Origin of the sequence: Stenotrophomonas sp. Marseille-Q4652 (genome assembly GCF_916618915.1) — a bacterium.
Classification (GTDB): Bacteria; Pseudomonadota; Gammaproteobacteria; order Xanthomonadales; family Xanthomonadaceae; genus Stenotrophomonas.
Genome location: NZ_CAKAKE010000001.1, coordinates 3,144,282 through 3,161,441 on the forward strand (window position 1 = coordinate 3,144,282; position 17,160 = coordinate 3,161,441).

A 17,160-nucleotide genomic window follows, 5' to 3' on the forward strand; every position below is an offset into this window, starting at 1 on the left:
CCCAGCGCAACGGCCTACGGCCGCGTAACAAAGGGGTATTACACGTGTTGCACCGTTCCTTCCGCCACTGCGCGGCCGCGCTTGCGCTGGCCGTGGCCTTCGCCGCGTCCCCGGCAAATGCACAGAACAGCTATTACTTTCCTTCCGCGCAGCAGTTCGATGCGGCGATCCCGAGCCCGGAGCAGTTCCTGGGCTATCCGATCGGCAGCCGCTATACCCGCCACGACCAGCTGGTGGCCTACTTCACCGAGCTGGCGCGGGTCTCCGACCACGTGCAGGTCGAGCGTATCGGCCAGAGCTACGAGGGGCGGCCGCTGCTGATCGTCACCGTCACCTCGCCGGGCAACCATGCGCGCAAGGCGCAGATTGCCGCGCAACGGCAGAGCGTGGTGGATCCGGCGCAGCCGGCGCTGGGCAGCGATGCGCCAGCGGTGGTCTGGCTGGGCTACAGCGTGCACGGCAACGAGACCTCCAGCGCCGAGGCGGCAATGCTCACCGCCTATTACCTGGCCGCCAACCGCGACGCCGGTACCGCGCGCTGGCTGGACGAGGCGGTGGTGGTGATCGACCCGGCGCAGAACCCCGATGGCCGCGACCGCGCCGCCAACTGGCACAACGCCTGGGGAGGCAGCCCGGCTTCGCCGGATCCGGCCGACAAGGAACACGTGGAGCCGTTCCCGCAGGGACGGGTGAACCACTACTTCACCGACCTCAACCGCGACTGGCTGGCCCTGGCCCAGGCCGACAGCTGGCCCAAGGTCGAACATTTCCATCGCTGGTATCCGAACATCCAGATCGACTTCCACGAGATGGGCAAGGACAGCACCTACTACTTCGAGCCCTCGCCCAGGAGCATGGAATCGCCGCTGCTGCCCAGCTCCAGTTACGAGGCCAACCACTGGCTGGCGCGCTTCCACGCGCAGGCGCTCGATGACATCGGTTCGCTGTACTACACCGGCGAGAACTTCGACAACTTCTCGCCGATCTATGGCTCGACCTATCCCGACTTCCACGGCGCGGTCGGCGTGACCGTGGAGCAGGCGTCCTCGCGCGGGCTGGTGCAGGAGTCGGTCAACGGCCCGCTGCATTTCAACTTCACCATCCGCAACCAGGTCGCCACCGGCCTGGCCAGCGTGCGTGGCGCGGTCGAGGACAAGGCGCGGCTGGTCGCGCTGCAGAAGGACTTCTTCCGCTCGGCGCTCAAGCAGGGCGAGGCCTATCCGGTACGCGACTGGGTGTTCGGCGACGCCAACGACAGCACGCTGACCCGGCGCCTGCTGGCGGTACTGCTGCAGCACCGGATCGAGGTGCATACGCTGGAGCGCGCGGTCGAGGTCGATGGCAAGCGCTTCGAACCGGGCTCGGCCTACGTGGTGCCGGCGCGGCAGGCGCAGTTCCGCCTGGCCCATGCCATCTTCGAGTTCACCCCGCCGGTAAAGGGCGATGTGTTCTACAGCGGCACCTCCTACGCGGTGGCACCGGCCTATGGCCTGCGCTATGCCGCCAGCAAGGGCAAGCTGCCGTCGGGCGCGCGCGTGGCCGAGGTGCCTGCAGGCAGCGGCGGTATCGCTGGCGGCAAGGCGCGTTACGCCTACGTGGTGGATGCGCGCGATTTCGGCAGTTACCGGCTGGTCGGCGGGCTGCTGGGCGAGGGCATCAGGCTGCGCAGCGCGCACCGTCCGTTCACTGCGGCCACCACTCAGGGCGAGCGCGAGTTTGGCCATGGAACGGTGATAGTGCCGGTGGCTGGGCAGGAGCTTGATGCCGCCGCGCTGCACGCGCGGGTGGATGCGATTGCCCGCCAGGCCGGGGTCACCGTGCACGTGCTGGACAGCGGCCACAGCCGCGGTGGCATCGACCTGGGCAGCGACAACGTCAAGCCGCTGCGCAAGCCGGCGGTCGCCTTGCTGGTGGGCGAGGGCGTGGCGGCGACCGAGATCGGTTCGGCCTGGTATGCGCTGGACCACGCACTGGGCCTGCCGTCGACCAGGCTGGACCTGAGCCAGCTGGCCAGCGCCGACCTCACGCGCTACACCTCCATCGTTCTCTCCGGCGGCCGTTACGACGCGGTGCCGGAAGCGGCGGTGGCCGCGCTCAAGCGCTGGATTGCAGCCGGCGGCTCGCTGGTCACCTACGGCAGCGGCGCGCGCTGGGCGATCGACAAGGGCCTGGTCGAGGCGAAGCTGCGCCAGGGCAGCGAGGACCAGCCCGAGCGCATGGATTTCGGCACGCTGCGCGACGTGTTCGCGCTGGGCCGGGTCAGCGGCAACATCCTCAGCGCCGACATCGACACCACCCATCCGCTGGGCTTTGGCGTGCAGCAACGCCGGTTCTGGGTGAACAAGGAGAGCGGGCTGGTATTCGAGCCGGGAAAGAACCCGTTCCTCAACGTCGTGCGTATCGACGCCGAGCCGGTGGTCAACGGCTACCTTGCCGAGGACAAGCGCCAGCGCGTGGCCGGTTCCAGCTACCTGCAGGTGGTGCCCACCGGCAGCGGCAACGTGGTGCTGTTCGCCGACGATCCGGCGCACCGCAAGTACTGGCATGGCAGCGAGCGCCTGCTGCTCAATGCGGTACTGCAGGCCAACCACCTCAACCCGCCTCGCCAGCGCGGTGAATGAGTTTCCGGTGCAATGTCACCGGTGAAACGAAACAAAAAAGGCCGGGCATTGCCCGGCCTTTTCATCCTGCGTGGCGCTGGTCAGCCCGCGGTGCGCGGACCGCGACCGCCACCACCGCCGCGGCGCGGGGCGCCCTGGCGCTGGCCTTCGCGGCGGGCACCGTTGCCGTCACCGCGCGGGCTGCCCGGCTGGCCGGCATGCGCACTGCGGCGCTGGCCCGGCTGGCCGTTGCGGTTGCCGCCGTTGCCGCCTGGACGACCGCCGTTGCCGCGACGCGGAGCGCGCTCGCCACCCGGTACCTCGGCCTTGCCCGGGGCGCTGTTGCCCCAGCGGATCGGCGTCTGCGGAACGAAGCCCGGCACGTCGCGGATCTCCATGTCGGTACCGAGCAGGCGCACGATCTGGCGCAGCAGCTTGGCCTCGTCCTGGGCGACCAGCGAGATCGCCTCGCCGGTGGCGCCATTGCGGCCGGTACGGCCGATGCGGTGCACGTAGTCCTCCGGCACCATCGGCAGGTCGTAGTTGATGACCTTCGGCAGCTCGTTGATGTCGATGCCGCGCGCGGCGATGTCGGTGGCCACCAGCACGGTCACGCGACCGGCCTTGAAGTCACCCAGCGCACGCAGGCGCTGGCCCTGGCTCTTGTTGCCGTGGATGGCCGCGGTCTTGATGCCGCTCTTTTCCAGGAACGTGGCCAGCTTGTCGCTGCCGTGCTTGGTCTTGGCGAACACCAGCGTCTGCACGCGGGAATCCTCGGCCAGCAGGTGCAGCAGCAGTTCGCGCTTGCGGGCGCCGTCGACCGGATGCACCTTGTGGGTGATGGTCTCGGCCACGGTGTTCTTCGGCGTGACCTGGATCTGCTCCGGGTTGCGCATGAACTCCATCGCCAGGGCCTTGATCGGCTCGGCGAAGGTGGCCGAGAACAGCAGGGTCTGGCGGTTCTGCCGCGGCAGCTTGGCGAGGATGCGCTTGATCGAGGGCAGGAAGCCCATGTCGAGCATGCGGTCGGCCTCATCCAGCACCAGGATCTCCACGCCGGACAGGTCGATCGAGCGACGCTCCAGGTGGTCGATCAGGCGGCCCGGGCAGGCGACCAGCAGGTCCACGCCGCGGCGCAGGACGTCCAGCTGGTTGCCCATGCCGACGCCGCCGTAAATGCAGGCGCTGGGGATGCGCAGGTACTTGCTGTAGCCGCGCAGGCTGTCATGCACCTGGGTGGCCAGTTCGCGGGTCGGGGCCAGCACCAAGGCGCGCGGCTTGCGCGGACCCGGGCCAACCGGCTGCGGCGAGGTGCCCAGGTGCTGCAGCAGCGGCAGGCCGAAGGCGGCGGTCTTGCCGGTACCGGTCTGTGCGCCGGCCAGCAGGTCGCGACCATCCAGGGCCAGCGGGATCGCCTGCTCCTGGATCGGGGTGGGGTTTTCGTAGCCCTGCTCGGCGAGCGCACGCAGCAGGAAGGGCGCAAGGCCCAGGGATTCAAACGACATGAGGAGCTCCAAGGAATCGCGCAGGTCCAGTGTGGACGTGCGCAACCGGCTGAAAGGCCGGCTGACTCGGAGCGTTCCCGTGAACCGCGCTGCGAGATCGGGTACAACCGGCGCGGTGCGCAGGCTGGAATGCAAGACGAAAGGCGTCGGAACGGGGGCGGGCGCTGGATCGTGAATCCGTGGCGCCGGCGATCCCTGAGGGAAACGGACGGCCGCTTGGCAGACCCGCAAAGTCTAGATGATTGTTTCGCAATGCACAAAAACCCCTGTTCAGCTTGGTGCGCTGCAGCTGGCCCGGGCTCGGGGGCATTGATTACACTTGAAACCGGTTTTTCCGCACTGGCGCAGGACACCCCATGAAGCTTGGCTCCCTGAAGGAAGGCGGCCGCGACGGCACGCTGATCGTCGTTTCCCGTGACCTCTCCCGCGGCGTACGCGCCACCGGCATCGCGCCGACCCTGCAGCGCGCGCTGGAGGACTGGAGCAACGTGGCCCCGCGCCTGAACGCGCTGTACCAGTCGCTCAACGACGGTGAAGCCGAGGGCGCGTTCGACGTGGACATGCAGGCGCTGGCCGCGCCGCTGCCGCGTGCCTACGAGTTCGTCGACGGCAGCGCCTACCTGCCGCACGTGGAGCGCGTGCGCCGCGCCCGCGGCGCCGAGGTGCCGGAAAGCTTCTACACCGACCCGCTGATGTACCAGGCCACCAGCGCCGGCTTCTACGGCCCGCGCGATGCGGTCAAGGTGACCAGCGAGGACTATGGCATCGACCTGGAAGCCGAGATCGTGGTGGTCACCGACGACGTGCCTATGGCCGTCACCCCGGAGCAGGCCGCTGGCCACATCCAGCTGGTCGGCCTGGTCAACGACGTCTCGCTGCGCAACCTGATCCCGGGCGAGCTGGCCAAGGGTTTCGGCTTCCTGCAGTCCAAGCCGCGCTCGGCGCTGAGCCCGGTGTTCGTCACCCCTGACGAGCTGGGCGATGCCTGGCGCGACAGCAAGGTGCACCTGCCGCTGCTGACCCACATCAACGGCAAGTGGTTCGGCGCGCCGGAAGCCGGCGTGGACATGCAGTTCAACTTCGCCCAGCTGGTGGCCCACGCCGCGAAGACGCGCCCGCTGTCGGCCGGCGCGATCGTCGGCTCGGGCACCATTGCCAACGAGGACACCGGCAAGGGCGCCTCCTGCTTTGCCGAGCAGCGCACCGTGGAAACCCTGCGCGACGGCAAGCCCAGCACGCCCTTCATGAGCTTCGGCGACACCGTGCGGATCGAGATGCTCGACCGCGACGGCAACAGCATCTTCGGTGCGATCGAGCAGCGCATCGAGCAGGCGCCCACGCCCTGATCCGCCCGGCGGCAGTACCCCGGCGACCGGCGGCCCCGCGCCTGCCGGTTCGGCCGGTATCGTAGTGACCCGCACTTGGGGACGAGTTTCAGCCATGGATGAAGCACTGCTGCTTTACAGCTACTGGCGCTCCAGCGCCGCCTACCGCGTGCGCATCGGCCTGAACCTGAAGTCGCTGCCGTACCGGATGCAGCCGGTCCACCTGGTGCGCGATGGTGGCCAGCAGCATGCCGCCGACTACGCCGCGCTCAATCCGCAGGAACTGGTGCCGACGCTGTGCCACGGCGAGATCGTGCTGCGGCAGTCGCTGGCCATCCTGGAATACGTGGACGAGGTCTGGCCGCAGCCGGCGCTGCTGCCGGCCGACGCCGCCGGTCGCGCCCGCGTGCGCGCGCTGGCGCAGCTGGTGGCCTGCGACATCCATCCGCTCAACAACCTGCGCGTGCTGCAGTTCTTCGACGGCACCTGGCACGTGCCGCAGTCCGAGCGCGAGGACTGGGTGGTGCACTGGATGCAGACCGGTTTCGCCGCGCTGGAGCAGTTGCTGGTCTCGCCCGCAACTGGCACGTTCTGCCACGGCGAAACACCCACGCTGGCCGACTGCTGCCTGGTGCCGCAGCTGTACAACGCCCGTCGCTTCGCCGTGGACCTGTCGCCGTATCCGACCCTGCGGCGGATCGAGCAGGCCTGCCTGGCGCTGCCGGCCTTCGACACCGCGCGTCCGGAAAACCAGCCCGACGCGGCCTGAGCGGGATCGCTCACTCGCCGCCGGTTCCGCCCGGGCGCAACTGGCGCAGGTCGTCCACGAACAACCGGTACGCTGCCTCGCGCCGCGGCCCATCGCCCTGGCGCAGCACCCAGGCCGGATGCACGGTGGCGTAGCCACGGGTGCCATCATCGAGCGTGTGCCAGCGGCCACGGTCGCGGGCCAGGTCAAAGCCGGCACCAAACACCGCCGCAGCCGCGGTCGCCCCCAGGCACACGATGATGCGAGGCCGCACGCGCGCGATCTCGCCCATCAGCCACGGCCGGCACGCCTTGACGTGGCTGCTGCCCGGGCGCTTGTGCAGGCGCACCTTGCCACTGCGCTCGTAGCGGAAATGCTTGACCGCGTTGGTCAGGTACAGCTGCTCGCGGTCGACGCCCAGTTCCTGCAGCGCCCGGTCGAGCAGTGCGCCGGCCGGGCCGCTGAACGGACGGCCGCACAGGTCCTCGACATCGCCGGGCTGTTCGCCGACCAGCATCACCTGCGCATCGGCCGGGCCGGTGCCGAACACCGTCTGCGTGGCCGGTTCCCACAGCGGACACTGCCGGCAGGTCGCCGCCTGCTGGCGCAGGGTGTCCAGGCTGGTCGGTGGTGACGGCGGCGTGGCGGCTGGCCGCTTGGGGATGCGCCGCTGCGGCGCCTGGGCGGGGCGATCATGCATTTCCTGTACGCGAGCGCCGGCATCGCGCACCAGTTCCGGCAACAGGGTGGCCTCGGGCAGGTGCTTCCAGTATTTGGCCGGCATTTCCTGCTGCATCATCCGCGTGTTGAGCCGCGCCGGATTGAAGATGCTGGCGTAGTAGGTGCGCCACAGCGCTTCACGTGCATCCTCGGCCGGCGCCTGCTGGCGCGTGCCGCCCGGTCCGAAGATTAGCGCCTGGCCATCCCAGCTCACCGAACGGTAAGGGGTGAGGATGGCCCAGTGCATGCCGGTGAAGCGGCGTGCGAAGAACGGCGCGACGCGGTCGACGATGTGGTGCTCCGGCTCGAACCAGGCGATGAAGGCGTTGTCCTGTCCCGGCACCTGGCGGAAGCGCACGAAGGCCTTCATCTTGTGGCTGTCGCGGCGCACCGCCTGGGCCAGCGCCATCGCGCGCAGCACGTCGCCATCGGCCGGATTGGACAGCAGGCCGCGCTCGCCGTGGGTCAATCGCCACAGCAGCCGGTAGAGCAGGGGCATCACCTGCGGATCGCGGTGGCACAGGCACGAGCCGGCCAGTTCGAGGAACCCGCGCGGCACGCCGGGCGTGGGACGTGCAGGATCCGCGGCAGGCAGGGCCGGGGCATCCAGCAGCGAGGCTTCGCCGCCGCCCAGCCAGTCCAGTTCCTCCGGCGGGGCTTCGGCCAGCAGGCCCTGCCGGGCGGCCTCACGCCAGGCCGGCAGCGACCACGGCGGGTCCACGCGCAACGACCAGCGTGCCATCAGTGCGTGGCGGGAGCGTCGAACAGCGAACCCTGGCGCGGCGGCGGTGCCAGCTGTGCACGCAGCCGTGCCGGGTCGTCAAGCGCCGCTCGCGGGTGGTGGTCGGCCAGTTGCACGAACGGCAGCAGCTTGGCCATCGGCGCCTTCAGCCGCGCCACGTCGGCCACGCGCAGGCGGCCGTGGCGGCGGGCCATCAGTACGCGCTTGACGTTGCGCACGCCCAGCCCGGGCACGCGCAGCAGCATTTCCTTCGGCGCGCGGTTCAGGTCCACCGGGAAACGCTCGGGGTGGCGGATCGCCCACGCCATCTTCGGGTCGATGTCCAGGTCGAGCATGCCGTCACCGCCATCATCGGTGATCTCCTCGACCTGGTAGCCGTAGAAACGCAGCAGCCAGTCGGCCTGGTAGAGGCGGTGCTCGCGCTGCAGCGGTGGCGGCTGCAGCGGCAGTTGCCGGCTCGCATCCGGAATCGGGCTGAACGCGGAGAAGTACACCCGGCGCATCCGGTAGTTGCCGTACAGCGTGTCGGCCGTGGCCAGGATCTGCCGGTCGCTGGCGCCATCGGCACCGACGATCATCTGCGTGCTCTGTCCGGCCGGGGCGAAACGCGGCGGACGGGGCCGGGCGACCGGGGCCGCCACCGGCGCGCTGACCTTCTGCCGCGCCTTGCGGGCTTCCCTGGCCTCGTCGATGCGCCAGCGCAGCTCGCCCATCGCGCCGCGGATCGAATGCACGGTCTTTTCCGGCGCCAGCTGCGCCAGCCCGGTTTCGGTGGGCAGTTCGACGTTGATCGACAGCCGGTCGGCATGGCGGCCGGCGGCGGCCAGCAGCTCGGCCGAGGCCTCGGGGATGGTCTTGAGGTGGATGTAGCCGGCAAAGCGGTGCTCCTCGCGCAGCACGCGCGCCACTTCGACCATCTGTTCCATCGTGTAGTCGGCGTTGCGGATGATGCCGCTGGAGAGGAACAGGCCCTCGATGTAGTTGCGCCGGTAGAAGTCCAGCGTCAGCGCGACTACCTCATCCACGGTGAAGCGCGCCCGCGCGACGTTGCTGGACACGCGGTTGATGCAGTACGCGCAGTCGTAGATGCAGAAGTTGGTCAGCAGGATCTTCAGCAGCGACACGCAGCGGCCATCGGGCGTGTAGCTGTGGCAGATGCCCATGCCCTCGGTGCTGCCGATCCCGCCGGAAGCACGCGAGTCGCGCTTGCCCGCGCCGCTGGAGGCGCAGGAAGCATCGTATTTCGCGGCATCGGCAAGGATGGCCAGCTTGCGCACGGTGTCCATCTGCGGACCCTACGCAGCGTCCGTCTCATCCAGTGAGACGCAGGAAATCCAGGCTGAAGGGTTCAGATCGAGGCACCAGCCTCGCCCTGAAACAGCACCGCCGGGCAATGCCCGGCGGTGTGGGGATCATCCAGCGGCTCCGGGCTCAGAAGCCGTGGGTGATGGTCGGCGAGGCGCTGGTGTAGTCGGCGTAAGGGTCGTGTTCGCCGGAAGCGCCTTCGGACAGGCGGAACTTCAAGGCCAGGCCATCGCGCGAGTCGGCCGCGCGCAGCGCCTCCTCCTGCTCGATGGTGCCGGCCTTGGCCATGCGGAACAGGCACTGGTCGAAGGTCTCCATGCCTTCCTCCAGCGATTCCTCCATCGCCTGCTTGATCTCGTGGATCTGGCCGCGGCGCAGCAGGTCGCGGATCATCGGCGTGTTCAGCAGCACTTCGGTGGCCGGCAGGCGGCGTCCGTCCTTGCCCTTGACCAGACGCTGGGAGATGACCGCGCGCAGGTTCAGCGCCAGGTTCATCAGCACGTTCTTGTGCGCGCTTTCCGGGAAGAAGTTGAGGATGCGCTCGATGGTCTGGTCGGCGTTGTTGGAGTGCAGCGTCGCCAGGCACAGGTGGCCGGTTTCGGCGAAGGCGATGGCCGCCTCCATGGTCTCGGCGTCGAGGATCTCGCCGATCAGGATCACGTCCGGCGCCTCGCGCATCGCGTTCTTTAGCGCGTTGTGGAAGGCATGGGTGTCCAGGCCGACCTCGCGCTGGTTGACGATGGACATCTTGTGCTTGTGCAGGAACTCGATCGGATCCTCGATGGTGAGGATGTGGCCGGTCGAGGTGCTGTTGCGGTGGTCGATCATCGACGCCAGCGAGGTCGACTTGCCCGAGCCGGTCGAGCCGACCACCAGGACGAGGCCGCGCGGGGTCATGATCACGTCCTTGAGCACCTGCGGCAGGTTCAGCTCCTCGATGGACGGGATCCGGCTCTTGATCGCACGGATCACCATGCCGACCTCGCCGCGCTGCTTGAACACGTTGACGCGGAAGCGCCCGGCGTCGGCCAGGGCGATGGCCATGTTGAGCTCCAGGTCACGCTCGAACTGCGGCACCTGGCCCTCGTCCATCAGCGAGTAGGCGATCTTCTTGACCATGCCCGGCGGCAGGCCGGTATTGCCCAGCGGATACAGCTTGCCCTCGATCTTGATGTAGACCGGTGCTCCCGTGGTCAGGAACATGTCCGAGGCGTTCTTCTCGGTCATCAGCTTCAGGAAGTAGCCGATATCCATGCGCAATGTTTCCCCAACAATCAGCGAAGTACCGTTGCAAGCACTCCGCAGGCTTCCGACAATGGCCGCGCACAGACCCTCTGGCCACGGCTCCCCTAATGAATCCTAGCTTCGCACAAATGCGTAACTCCCTGTATGCGGTGATGTTGCTATCCGTGCTCTCCACCCCGGTTCTGGCACAGGACGCTGCCCTGGAGCTGGCGTCGGCCCGGCAATCGGTGGACCGCGCGGTCCAGGCCGACGCCGACCAGTATTCCCCGGAGCTGCTGGCCCAGGCCCGCCACGGGCTGGAACAGGCCCAGCGCGCCGCCCTGGACCGCCGCGAGCGCAAGCAGGCCCCGGCCATGGCCCTGCGGGCCGCCGCCGATGCCGACCTGGCCCGGGCCCAGAGCGAGGAGGCCGTGGCCAACGCAGAGCTGCGCCAGCGCCGTTCCGAGGTCGAACAGCTGCAGCGCAGCCTGGCCGACGGGGAGGGCCGCTGATGCGTACCTCGATCCTGGCCCTGTGCCTGCTGCTGTCCCTGCCCGCGGCCGCCCGTGCCGCCGAAGACCCGGCGGTGGCCGTGCTGCGCCAGCGCCTGACCGTGCTGGACGCCGACTTCCAGACTGCCAACGTGGCCGCCTATGAACGCCTGCAGGCCCGCCAGGCCGTCGAAGCGCTGGCCAAGGCCAAGCGCAAGGAACTGGACCAGGCCCGCTACCTGGCCGACCGACGGGTGGAGATCGCCGAAACCACCGCCCGCGCCGCGGTGGCCCGCAACGAGGTCGAGCGGCTGGACCGCACCCGCGCCGAGCTGCTGATCGAAGCCAGCCGCCGTGATGCCGCCCGGGCCCGCCAGGAAGCCGAGCGCCTGCGCGTGCAGGCGCAGATCCAGGCCGAGGAAGCCGAGCGCCTGCGCCTGGCGGCCGAAGCCGAACTGCTGGCCCGCCAGGACGCCGAGAACGCCCTGAGCAGCGTGGCCGGCAAGCAGCAGCAGCGGCTCAGCGCGGCGCAGCAGAACGCAGCCAAGCTGGCCCGCGAGGAAGCCGAGCTGGTGTCCGGCCACAAGCTGCCGGCGGCCAGGTTCGACAACCGCGGCGAGGTCTTCACCCTGGCGGGCGATGCGTTCGGCTCGGGCAACGCGACGCTGTCGGCCGGTGCCCGCAACCAGGTCAAGGCGCTGGCCGAGTACCTGAACATCGGTCGCAAGGGCCGGGTCCGGATCGAGGCCTGGGACAGCGCTGCCGGTGTCGGCCAACGTCGTGCCGAGACCCTGCGCGATGCGCTGGTGGCTGCCGGCGTGAGTGCCAGCCGCCTGCAGGTCGCCGGCAACAAGGGCGCCTCGACCAAGGCGCGCTCGGCCGAGATCATCGTCGCGCCGTAATTCAAGCGTTTGTTTTTGTTAGATTTTTGTTGGTTTCCGTAGTCCGCTGAACGGCCGTCACGCAATACCGGATCTGCCGTGTTTTGAGGCTTGAAGGAACTTCCGGCCAGGCGTAGGGTCAATTGTCCGGGCAGCAACTCCGCTGCCCGGTACGCAGGAGGACCGGGCCAATGAAGTCTGTGGCACGTGGTGATCTGGTGGCCCCCAGGGCCGCCGACGTGGGGGCCGAGGCTCCCGCAGCCCGTGGTCCGCTCCTGCGTGCTTGTTGACGCCCCGTGCCGAAAGGCCGGGGCGTTCGTGTTTTCAGCCGAAGGAGGCAGATCATGTTCGAAGGGCAATCCCAGAGCGAAATCGAGGCATTGATGAAGTCCAATCCCGAGTTCAAGCAGCTCTACCAGCGCCACCGCACCTTGGACAAGAAATGCATGGACGCCGAACTCGGGGTACTTCCCATCGACGACGTCACGCTGGGGCAGATGAAACGCGAAAAACTGCTGGCCAAGCAGAAGCTGCTACGGATCTACGACACCAAGCCGCACTGATCCATTCCTCCCCCTGACTGTTTCAGCCGTCGCGGGCGGCGGCGACCTCCTCGTCGGTCGCCGTCGCCCGAGACGCTCTTCCCGGCCGGACGCTGTATTCCCCGGCCTTCGCCTGACTTTCCCCGCCATCCATCGGATAATTGCCGGTCCGGCCGCGCAGCGGCGCGACATCCAGATGTGAACATGGCCATCCATTCCTCCGTCCTCGAACTCATCGGGCAGACTCCCATCGTCAAGGCCCAGCGCCTGGATACCGGTGTGTGCGAGGTTTACCTGAAGCTGGAAAGCGCCAACCCCGGCGGTTCGATCAAGGACCGCATCGGCCTGTCGATGATCGAGGCGGCCGAGAAGCGGGGTGACCTCAAGCCGGGTGCAACCCTGGTCGAGGGTACTGCCGGCAATACCGGCCTGGGCCTGGCCCTGGTGGCCCAGCAGAAGGGCTACAAGCTGATCCTCGTGGTCCCGGACAAGATGAGCCGGGAGAAGATCTTCAACCTCAAGGCCATGGGCGCCGAGGTGGTGCTGACCCGTTCGGACGTGGCCAAGGGCCATCCGGAGTACTACCAGGACCTGGCCAAGACCATCGCCGACCGCACCCCGGGCGCGTACTTCATCAACCAGTTCGGCAATCCGGACAACCCGGCCGCGCACGAGTTCGGCACCGGCCCGGAAATGCTGTCGCAGATGGCCGAGGTCGGCGGCGTGGATGCGATCGTCGTGGGTTGCGGCAGCTCGGGCACGATGACCGGCCTGAGCCGCGCGCTGGCCACCGCCTCGCCTAATACCGAGATCATCCTTGCCGACCCGGTGGGGTCGATCCTTGCCGAGTACATCAACGAGGGCACGCTCAACGACAAGTCCGGCAGCTGGCTGGTGGAAGGCATCGGCGAGGACTTCCTGCCGGGCATCTCCGATTTCAGCCGGGTCACCAAGGCCTATGCGATCAGCGATGCGGAGAGCTTCCACACCGCGCGCGAGCTGCTGGGCAAGGAGGGCATCCTCGGAGGTTCCTCGACCGGGACCCTGCTGGCCGCGGCGCTGAAGTACTGCCGCGAGCAGACCACGCCGAAGAAGGTGCTGGTGCTGGTGCCCGATACCGGCAACAAGTACCTGTCCAAGATGTACAACGACTACTGGATGCTGGACAACGGCTTCCTGGAGCGTAAGCAGTATGGCGACCTGCGCGACCTGATCCTGCGTCCCTACAGCCAGCGCGACACGGTGGTGGTAAGCCCGACGGACCTGCTGACCACCGCCTACCAGCGAATGAAGCTCTACGACGTCTCGCAACTGCCAGTGATGGACGGCGAGCAGCTGGTCGGCATCATCGACGAGAGCGACGTGCTGCTGCATGTCTACGGTGACGAAGCCCGCTTCCGCGACCCGGTCTCGGTGGCGATGGTCAGCAAGCTGGAGAAGCTGGACGTCAAGTCGCCGATCGAGGCGCTGCTGCCGGTGTTCGACCGCGGCCAGGTCGCGATCATCACCGACGGCGACACCTTCCTCGGCCTGATCACCCGGATCGACCTGCTGAACTACCTGCGTCGTCGAGTGCAGTGATCCGGGCGTTGTGAGCCCGGTCGCACGTCAAAGAACGTTAAGGCCCCGCTGCTAGACTCCCGACCCTTACCAATTGGCGCCCTTCGGGCGCCGCCCTGCAGGATCAATAACATGTCCGACCCCTCCAACCACGCCAAGGGCCGCGAACTGGCCCTGGGCACGCTGGCGATCCACGGCGGCCAGTCGCCCGATCCCAGCACCGGCGCAGTAATGCCGCCGATCTATGCCACTTCGACCTACGCGCAGTCCAGCCCGGGCGAGCACCAGGGCTTCGAGTACTCGCGTACGCACAACCCGACGCGCTTCGCCTACGAGCGTTGCGTGGCGGCGCTGGAAGGCGGTAGTCGCGGCTTTGCGTTCGCCTCCGGCATGGCGGCCAGCTCGACTGTGATCGAGCTGCTGGATGCCGGCAGCCACGTGGTGGCGATGGATGACATCTACGGTGGCAGTTTCCGTCTGTTCGAGCGTGTGCGCCGCCGTACCGCCGGGCTGGATTTCAGCTTCGTCGACCTGACCGATCCGGCCGCGTTCGAAGCGGCGATCACGCCGAAGACGAAGATGGTGTGGATCGAAACCCCCACCAACCCGATGCTGAAGATCGTGGACATTGCCGCGGTTGTCGGCATCGCCAAGCGCCATGGCCTGATCGTGGTGGTGGACAACACCTTCGCCTCGCCGATGCTGCAGCGGCCGCTGGAGCTGGGGGCGGACCTGGTGCTGCATTCGGCCACCAAGTACCTCAACGGCCATTCGGACATGGTCGGCGGCATGGTCGTGGTCGGTGACAACGCCGAGCTGGCCGAGCAGATGGCGTTCCTGCAGAACTCGATCGGTGGCGTGCAGGGGCCGTTCGATTCCTTCCTCGCCCTGCGTGGCCTGAAGACTCTGCCGCTGCGGATGAAGGCGCACTGCGCCAACGCCCAGGCGCTGGCCCAGTGGCTGCAGTCGCATCCGGCGGTGGAGAAGGTGATCTACCCGGGGCTGGAGTCGCACCCGCAGCATGCGCTGGCCAAGCGCCAGATGGACGGCTTCGGTGGCATCGTGTCGATCGTCGTCAAGGGCGGGTTTGCCGCTGCCAAGGCGTTCTGCGAGAAGACCGAGCTGTTCACTCTGGCTGAATCGCTGGGCGGGGTGGAGAGCCTGGTCAACCACCCGGCAGTGATGACCCACGCCTCTATCCCGGTCGAGCGCCGCGACCAGCTCGGCATTAGCGATGCCCTGGTGCGGTTGAGCGTGGGGGTGGAGGATTCCTTCGATCTCGAGGCCGATTTGGCGGCAACACTTGCCCATGCAACAGCAAATGACCGATAAGCACCCGAGCACGCCGATTGCCCTCGTTTCCACGCTGGTGCGCAATCGCGGACTGGTCCGCCAACTAGCGTGGCAGGAAATAGCCGGGCGGTATCGATCCTCCCTGCTGGGTGTTGCGTGGATGGCGATCACCCCACTGTTGATGCTGTCCGTTTACACCTTCGTGTTCGCCGTAGTCTTCCAGGCGCGGTGGGGTACGACCGGTAGCGGGGACAAGGCCCAGTTTGCCGTGGTGTTGTTTGCCGGCTTGGCGGTATTTACTGTGCTCTCGGAATGCCTGAACCGGGCGCCAGGGCTGATCGTCAGCAATGCCAACTATGTGAAGCGGGTGGTATTTCCGCTGGAGCTGCTGCCTGTCATCGTCCTTTGTGGTGCTGTGTTCCACTTCATGGTGAGCATGCTGGTCTGGCTGGTTGCCGCCTGGATCTTGATCGGCCCTCCGCCGCCGACCGCGTTTCTGTTGCCGGTGGTCATCCTTCCGCTTGCATTTGGGACGTTGGGTGCAAGCTGGGGCCTAGCTGCCTTGGGGGTGTACCTGCGTGACGTAGGGCAGGTGGTCGGGGTAGTAGTGACCGGACTGTTGTTCCTCTCGCCCATCTTCTACCCGATCGAGGCGGTGCCAGAGGGCGCTCGGGAGCTCATCATGCTGAACCCGGTTGGATACGTGGTCGAGATGGCGCGTGGCGTGCTGGTCTTTGGCCGCTTGCCCGATCTAATGGGCTTCTTGGCCTCGCTTCTCTCGAGCATTTTGGTGGCATGGGCCGGATTCTGGCTGTTTCAGAAGACGCGAAAGGGATTTGCCGATGTCCTGTGATGAGTTTGCGATCCAAGCCGAGAATGTCGGCAAGTGCTATCACCTTTATGAGCGCCCTTCGGACCGGCTTAAACAGTTCTTCCTGCCGCGTCTGGCGAGGACAATAGGGCTGCAGGAGCGTCAGTTCTTCCGCGAGTTCTGGGCCCTCAGGAATGTCACTTTCCAAGTCAGGAAGGGTGAACAGGTGGGGATCGTCGGGCGTAATGGTGCAGGCAAGTCCACGTTGCTGCAGATCATTTGCGGAACCTTGGGGGCTTCGGAAGGCCAAGTCCAGGTAAACGGCCGCATTGCTGCGCTTCTGGAGCTTGGGGCGGGTTTTAACCCTGAGCTGACCGGTGCTGAGAACGTGTTTCTCAACGGGGCGGTGCTGGGTGTAAGCCGCGCCGAGATGGAGGCGCGCTACGACCAGGTCTTGGCTTTTGCCGATATCGGATCCTTCATCAATCAGCCGGTCAAGAACTATTCCAGTGGCATGTACATGCGTTTGGCGTTTGCTGTTGCCGTGCATGTAGAGCCAGAAATCCTGGTGGTGGACGAGGCTCTGTCTGTTGGGGACGAAGCGTTCCAGCGCAAATGTAACCTGAAGATCCAATCACTTAGGGAAGGCGGCACTACGGTGCTGTTCGTTTCCCACTCAGCCAGCCATGTGATCGAGGTCTGCAATAGGGCTCTCTGGATCGACAAAGGCAGATTGATGGCCCAGGGGGATCCGAAGCCGATCGTATCGGCCTACCACAAGATGATTTACGCTGCGGCGGCGGACCCTGCAAAGGAGGAGGCGCCGGACAGTGGCGGGCAAGCGTCCCAGCCGGACGCGGAGCCGGGGCGCAGCATCGAGGTGGTGCGTGCCGAGGACGAGGCATACTTGGATCCCGGACTGGTGTCGACCACTGCCGTGGTCTACCCCTCATTGGGGTGCCAGATCGTCGCGCCGCGCTTGCTCACGCTGGACGGGCGACGGGTCAATGTGCTGGCCGGTGGCGCCGAGTATGTCTACGCCTATGAGGTTCACTTCGATACGGCGGCCGCCGCGGTGCGGTTCGGCATGATGATCCGTACGATGCGCGGCCTGGATCTCGGGGGGGGCGTCTCCACTACTGCCCAGCGCTCCCATGAATACTTTGCAGCAGGCACCGTGGTCGAAGTCCGGTACCGCTTCCGTACGGCGATGGAGGCAGGCGTTTACTTCCTAAACGCAGGGGTGGTTTCGATCGTAGGTGATGAAGAAAAGTACATGGCCCGGATCGTCGACGCGGTGATGTTCCGCGTTCTTTCGCGTCCCGATCGGCTGGCAACGGGCATGGTGGATTTCAGTATTGATCCTACTGTGCGGGCCAGAAGCGCGGCAGGTTGAGTCTCGGAGAACAAGCT

The 17,160-nt window shown here is 67.1% G+C and carries 14 protein-coding genes; 10 read left to right on the top strand and 4 right to left on the bottom strand.

What is annotated here, in order from left to right:
- Positions 1-92 precede the first annotated feature (92 nt).
- Positions 93-2,621, top strand: coding sequence for a M14 family zinc carboxypeptidase (locus tag LG380_RS14905; RefSeq protein WP_225766664.1), 2,529 nt, complete (start codon positions 93-95; stop codon positions 2,619-2,621).
- An 80-nt stretch (positions 2,622-2,701) separates the two neighbouring features.
- Here the strand turns inward: LG380_RS14905 and LG380_RS14910 are convergent, their stop codons facing one another.
- Positions 2,702-4,105, bottom strand: a complete 1,404-nt coding sequence (locus LG380_RS14910; protein WP_225766158.1) for a DEAD/DEAH box helicase — start codon at positions 4,103-4,105, stop codon at positions 2,702-2,704.
- 356 nt (positions 4,106-4,461) lie between these two features.
- Between LG380_RS14910 and LG380_RS14915 the strand changes: the two genes are divergently transcribed.
- Positions 4,462-5,451, top strand: coding sequence for a fumarylacetoacetate hydrolase family protein (locus tag LG380_RS14915; protein WP_225766160.1), 990 nt, complete (start codon positions 4,462-4,464; stop codon positions 5,449-5,451).
- A gap of 94 nt (positions 5,452-5,545) precedes the next feature.
- Positions 5,546-6,199, top strand: a complete 654-nt coding sequence (maiA, locus tag LG380_RS14920) for a maleylacetoacetate isomerase (RefSeq protein ID WP_225766162.1) — start codon at positions 5,546-5,548, stop codon at positions 6,197-6,199.
- Positions 6,200-6,209: 10 nt separating this feature from the next.
- Here maiA and LG380_RS14925 read toward each other — a convergent pair whose 3' ends face one another.
- The 3 genes from LG380_RS14925 to LG380_RS14935 all read right to left on the bottom strand — a co-directional run bounded on the left by LG380_RS14925 (position 6,210) and on the right by LG380_RS14935 (position 10,199).
- Positions 6,210-7,640 carry a UdgX family uracil-DNA binding protein gene (locus LG380_RS14925; protein ID WP_225766164.1) on the bottom strand — a complete coding sequence of 477 codons (1,431 nt, stop codon included), beginning with the start codon at positions 7,638-7,640 and terminating at the stop codon, positions 6,210-6,212.
- Positions 7,640-8,926 (bottom strand): putative DNA modification/repair radical SAM protein, encoded by a 1,287-nt coding sequence (locus LG380_RS14930; RefSeq protein WP_225766166.1) that lies wholly within the window; start codon positions 8,924-8,926, stop codon positions 7,640-7,642. Before LG380_RS14930 ends, LG380_RS14925 begins: the two co-directional genes overlap by 1 nt.
- A gap of 145 nt (positions 8,927-9,071) precedes the next feature.
- Positions 9,072-10,199 carry a PilT/PilU family type 4a pilus ATPase gene (locus tag LG380_RS14935; RefSeq protein ID WP_225766168.1) on the bottom strand — a complete coding sequence of 376 codons (1,128 nt, stop codon included), beginning with the start codon at positions 10,197-10,199 and terminating at the stop codon, positions 9,072-9,074.
- A gap of 119 nt (positions 10,200-10,318) precedes the next feature.
- Between LG380_RS14935 and LG380_RS14940 the strand changes: the two genes are divergently transcribed.
- The 7 genes from LG380_RS14940 to LG380_RS14970 all read left to right on the top strand — a co-directional run bounded on the left by LG380_RS14940 (position 10,319) and on the right by LG380_RS14970 (position 17,143).
- Positions 10,319-10,681: a DUF4398 domain-containing protein gene (locus LG380_RS14940; RefSeq protein ID WP_225766170.1), complete on the top strand. Its 363-nt coding sequence runs from the start codon at positions 10,319-10,321 to the stop codon at positions 10,679-10,681.
- Positions 10,681-11,562: a hypothetical protein gene (locus LG380_RS14945; RefSeq protein ID WP_225766173.1), complete on the top strand. Its 882-nt coding sequence runs from the start codon at positions 10,681-10,683 to the stop codon at positions 11,560-11,562. The genes LG380_RS14940 and LG380_RS14945 overlap by 1 nt, the downstream gene beginning before the upstream one ends.
- Before the next feature lie 323 nt (positions 11,563-11,885).
- Positions 11,886-12,104, top strand: a complete 219-nt coding sequence (locus tag LG380_RS14950) for a YdcH family protein (RefSeq protein WP_225766174.1) — start codon at positions 11,886-11,888, stop codon at positions 12,102-12,104.
- A 183-nt stretch (positions 12,105-12,287) separates the two neighbouring features.
- Positions 12,288-13,664: a pyridoxal-phosphate dependent enzyme gene (locus LG380_RS14955; protein WP_225766175.1), complete on the top strand. Its 1,377-nt coding sequence runs from the start codon at positions 12,288-12,290 to the stop codon at positions 13,662-13,664.
- A gap of 111 nt (positions 13,665-13,775) precedes the next feature.
- Positions 13,776-14,975, top strand: coding sequence for a cystathionine gamma-synthase (locus tag LG380_RS14960; protein ID WP_225766176.1), 1,200 nt, complete (start codon positions 13,776-13,778; stop codon positions 14,973-14,975).
- On the top strand, positions 14,965-15,789 hold the full coding sequence (locus LG380_RS14965) for an ABC transporter permease (protein ID WP_225766177.1): 825 nt from the start codon (positions 14,965-14,967) through the stop codon (positions 15,787-15,789). The genes LG380_RS14960 and LG380_RS14965 overlap by 11 nt, the downstream gene beginning before the upstream one ends.
- The gene (locus LG380_RS14970; protein ID WP_225766178.1) at positions 15,779-17,143 is read left to right on the top strand and encodes an ABC transporter ATP-binding protein; all 1,365 of its coding nucleotides are present in this window, start codon (positions 15,779-15,781) and stop codon (positions 17,141-17,143) included. The genes LG380_RS14965 and LG380_RS14970 overlap by 11 nt, the downstream gene beginning before the upstream one ends.
- Positions 17,144-17,160: the final 17 nt, after the last annotated feature.

What these genes read in the sequence shown, in the direction of transcription:
- LG380_RS14910 (WP_225766158.1), bottom strand. Translation starts at nt 4,105, where the DNA reads ATGTCGTTTGAATCCCTGGGCCTTGCGCCCTTCCTGCTGCGTGCGCTC.
- LG380_RS14915 (WP_225766160.1), top strand. Translation starts at nt 4,462, where the DNA reads ATGAAGCTTGGCTCCCTGAAGGAAGGCGGCCGCGACGGCACGCTGATC.
- maiA (WP_225766162.1), top strand. Translation starts at nt 5,546, where the DNA reads ATGGATGAAGCACTGCTGCTTTACAGCTACTGGCGCTCCAGCGCCGCC.
- LG380_RS14925 (WP_225766164.1), bottom strand. Translation starts at nt 7,640, where the DNA reads ATGGCACGCTGGTCGTTGCGCGTGGACCCGCCGTGGTCGCTGCCGGCC.
- LG380_RS14930 (WP_225766166.1), bottom strand. Translation starts at nt 8,926, where the DNA reads ATGGACACCGTGCGCAAGCTGGCCATCCTTGCCGATGCCGCGAAATAC.
- LG380_RS14935 (WP_225766168.1), bottom strand. Translation starts at nt 10,199, where the DNA reads ATGGATATCGGCTACTTCCTGAAGCTGATGACCGAGAAGAACGCCTCG.
- LG380_RS14940 (WP_225766170.1), top strand. Translation starts at nt 10,319, where the DNA reads ATGCGTAACTCCCTGTATGCGGTGATGTTGCTATCCGTGCTCTCCACC.
- LG380_RS14945 (WP_225766173.1), top strand. Translation starts at nt 10,681, where the DNA reads ATGCGTACCTCGATCCTGGCCCTGTGCCTGCTGCTGTCCCTGCCCGCG.
- LG380_RS14950 (WP_225766174.1), top strand. Translation starts at nt 11,886, where the DNA reads ATGTTCGAAGGGCAATCCCAGAGCGAAATCGAGGCATTGATGAAGTCC.
- LG380_RS14955 (WP_225766175.1), top strand. Translation starts at nt 12,288, where the DNA reads ATGGCCATCCATTCCTCCGTCCTCGAACTCATCGGGCAGACTCCCATC.
- LG380_RS14960 (WP_225766176.1), top strand. Translation starts at nt 13,776, where the DNA reads ATGTCCGACCCCTCCAACCACGCCAAGGGCCGCGAACTGGCCCTGGGC.
- LG380_RS14965 (WP_225766177.1), top strand. Translation starts at nt 14,965, where the DNA reads ATGACCGATAAGCACCCGAGCACGCCGATTGCCCTCGTTTCCACGCTG.
- LG380_RS14970 (WP_225766178.1), top strand. Translation starts at nt 15,779, where the DNA reads ATGTCCTGTGATGAGTTTGCGATCCAAGCCGAGAATGTCGGCAAGTGC.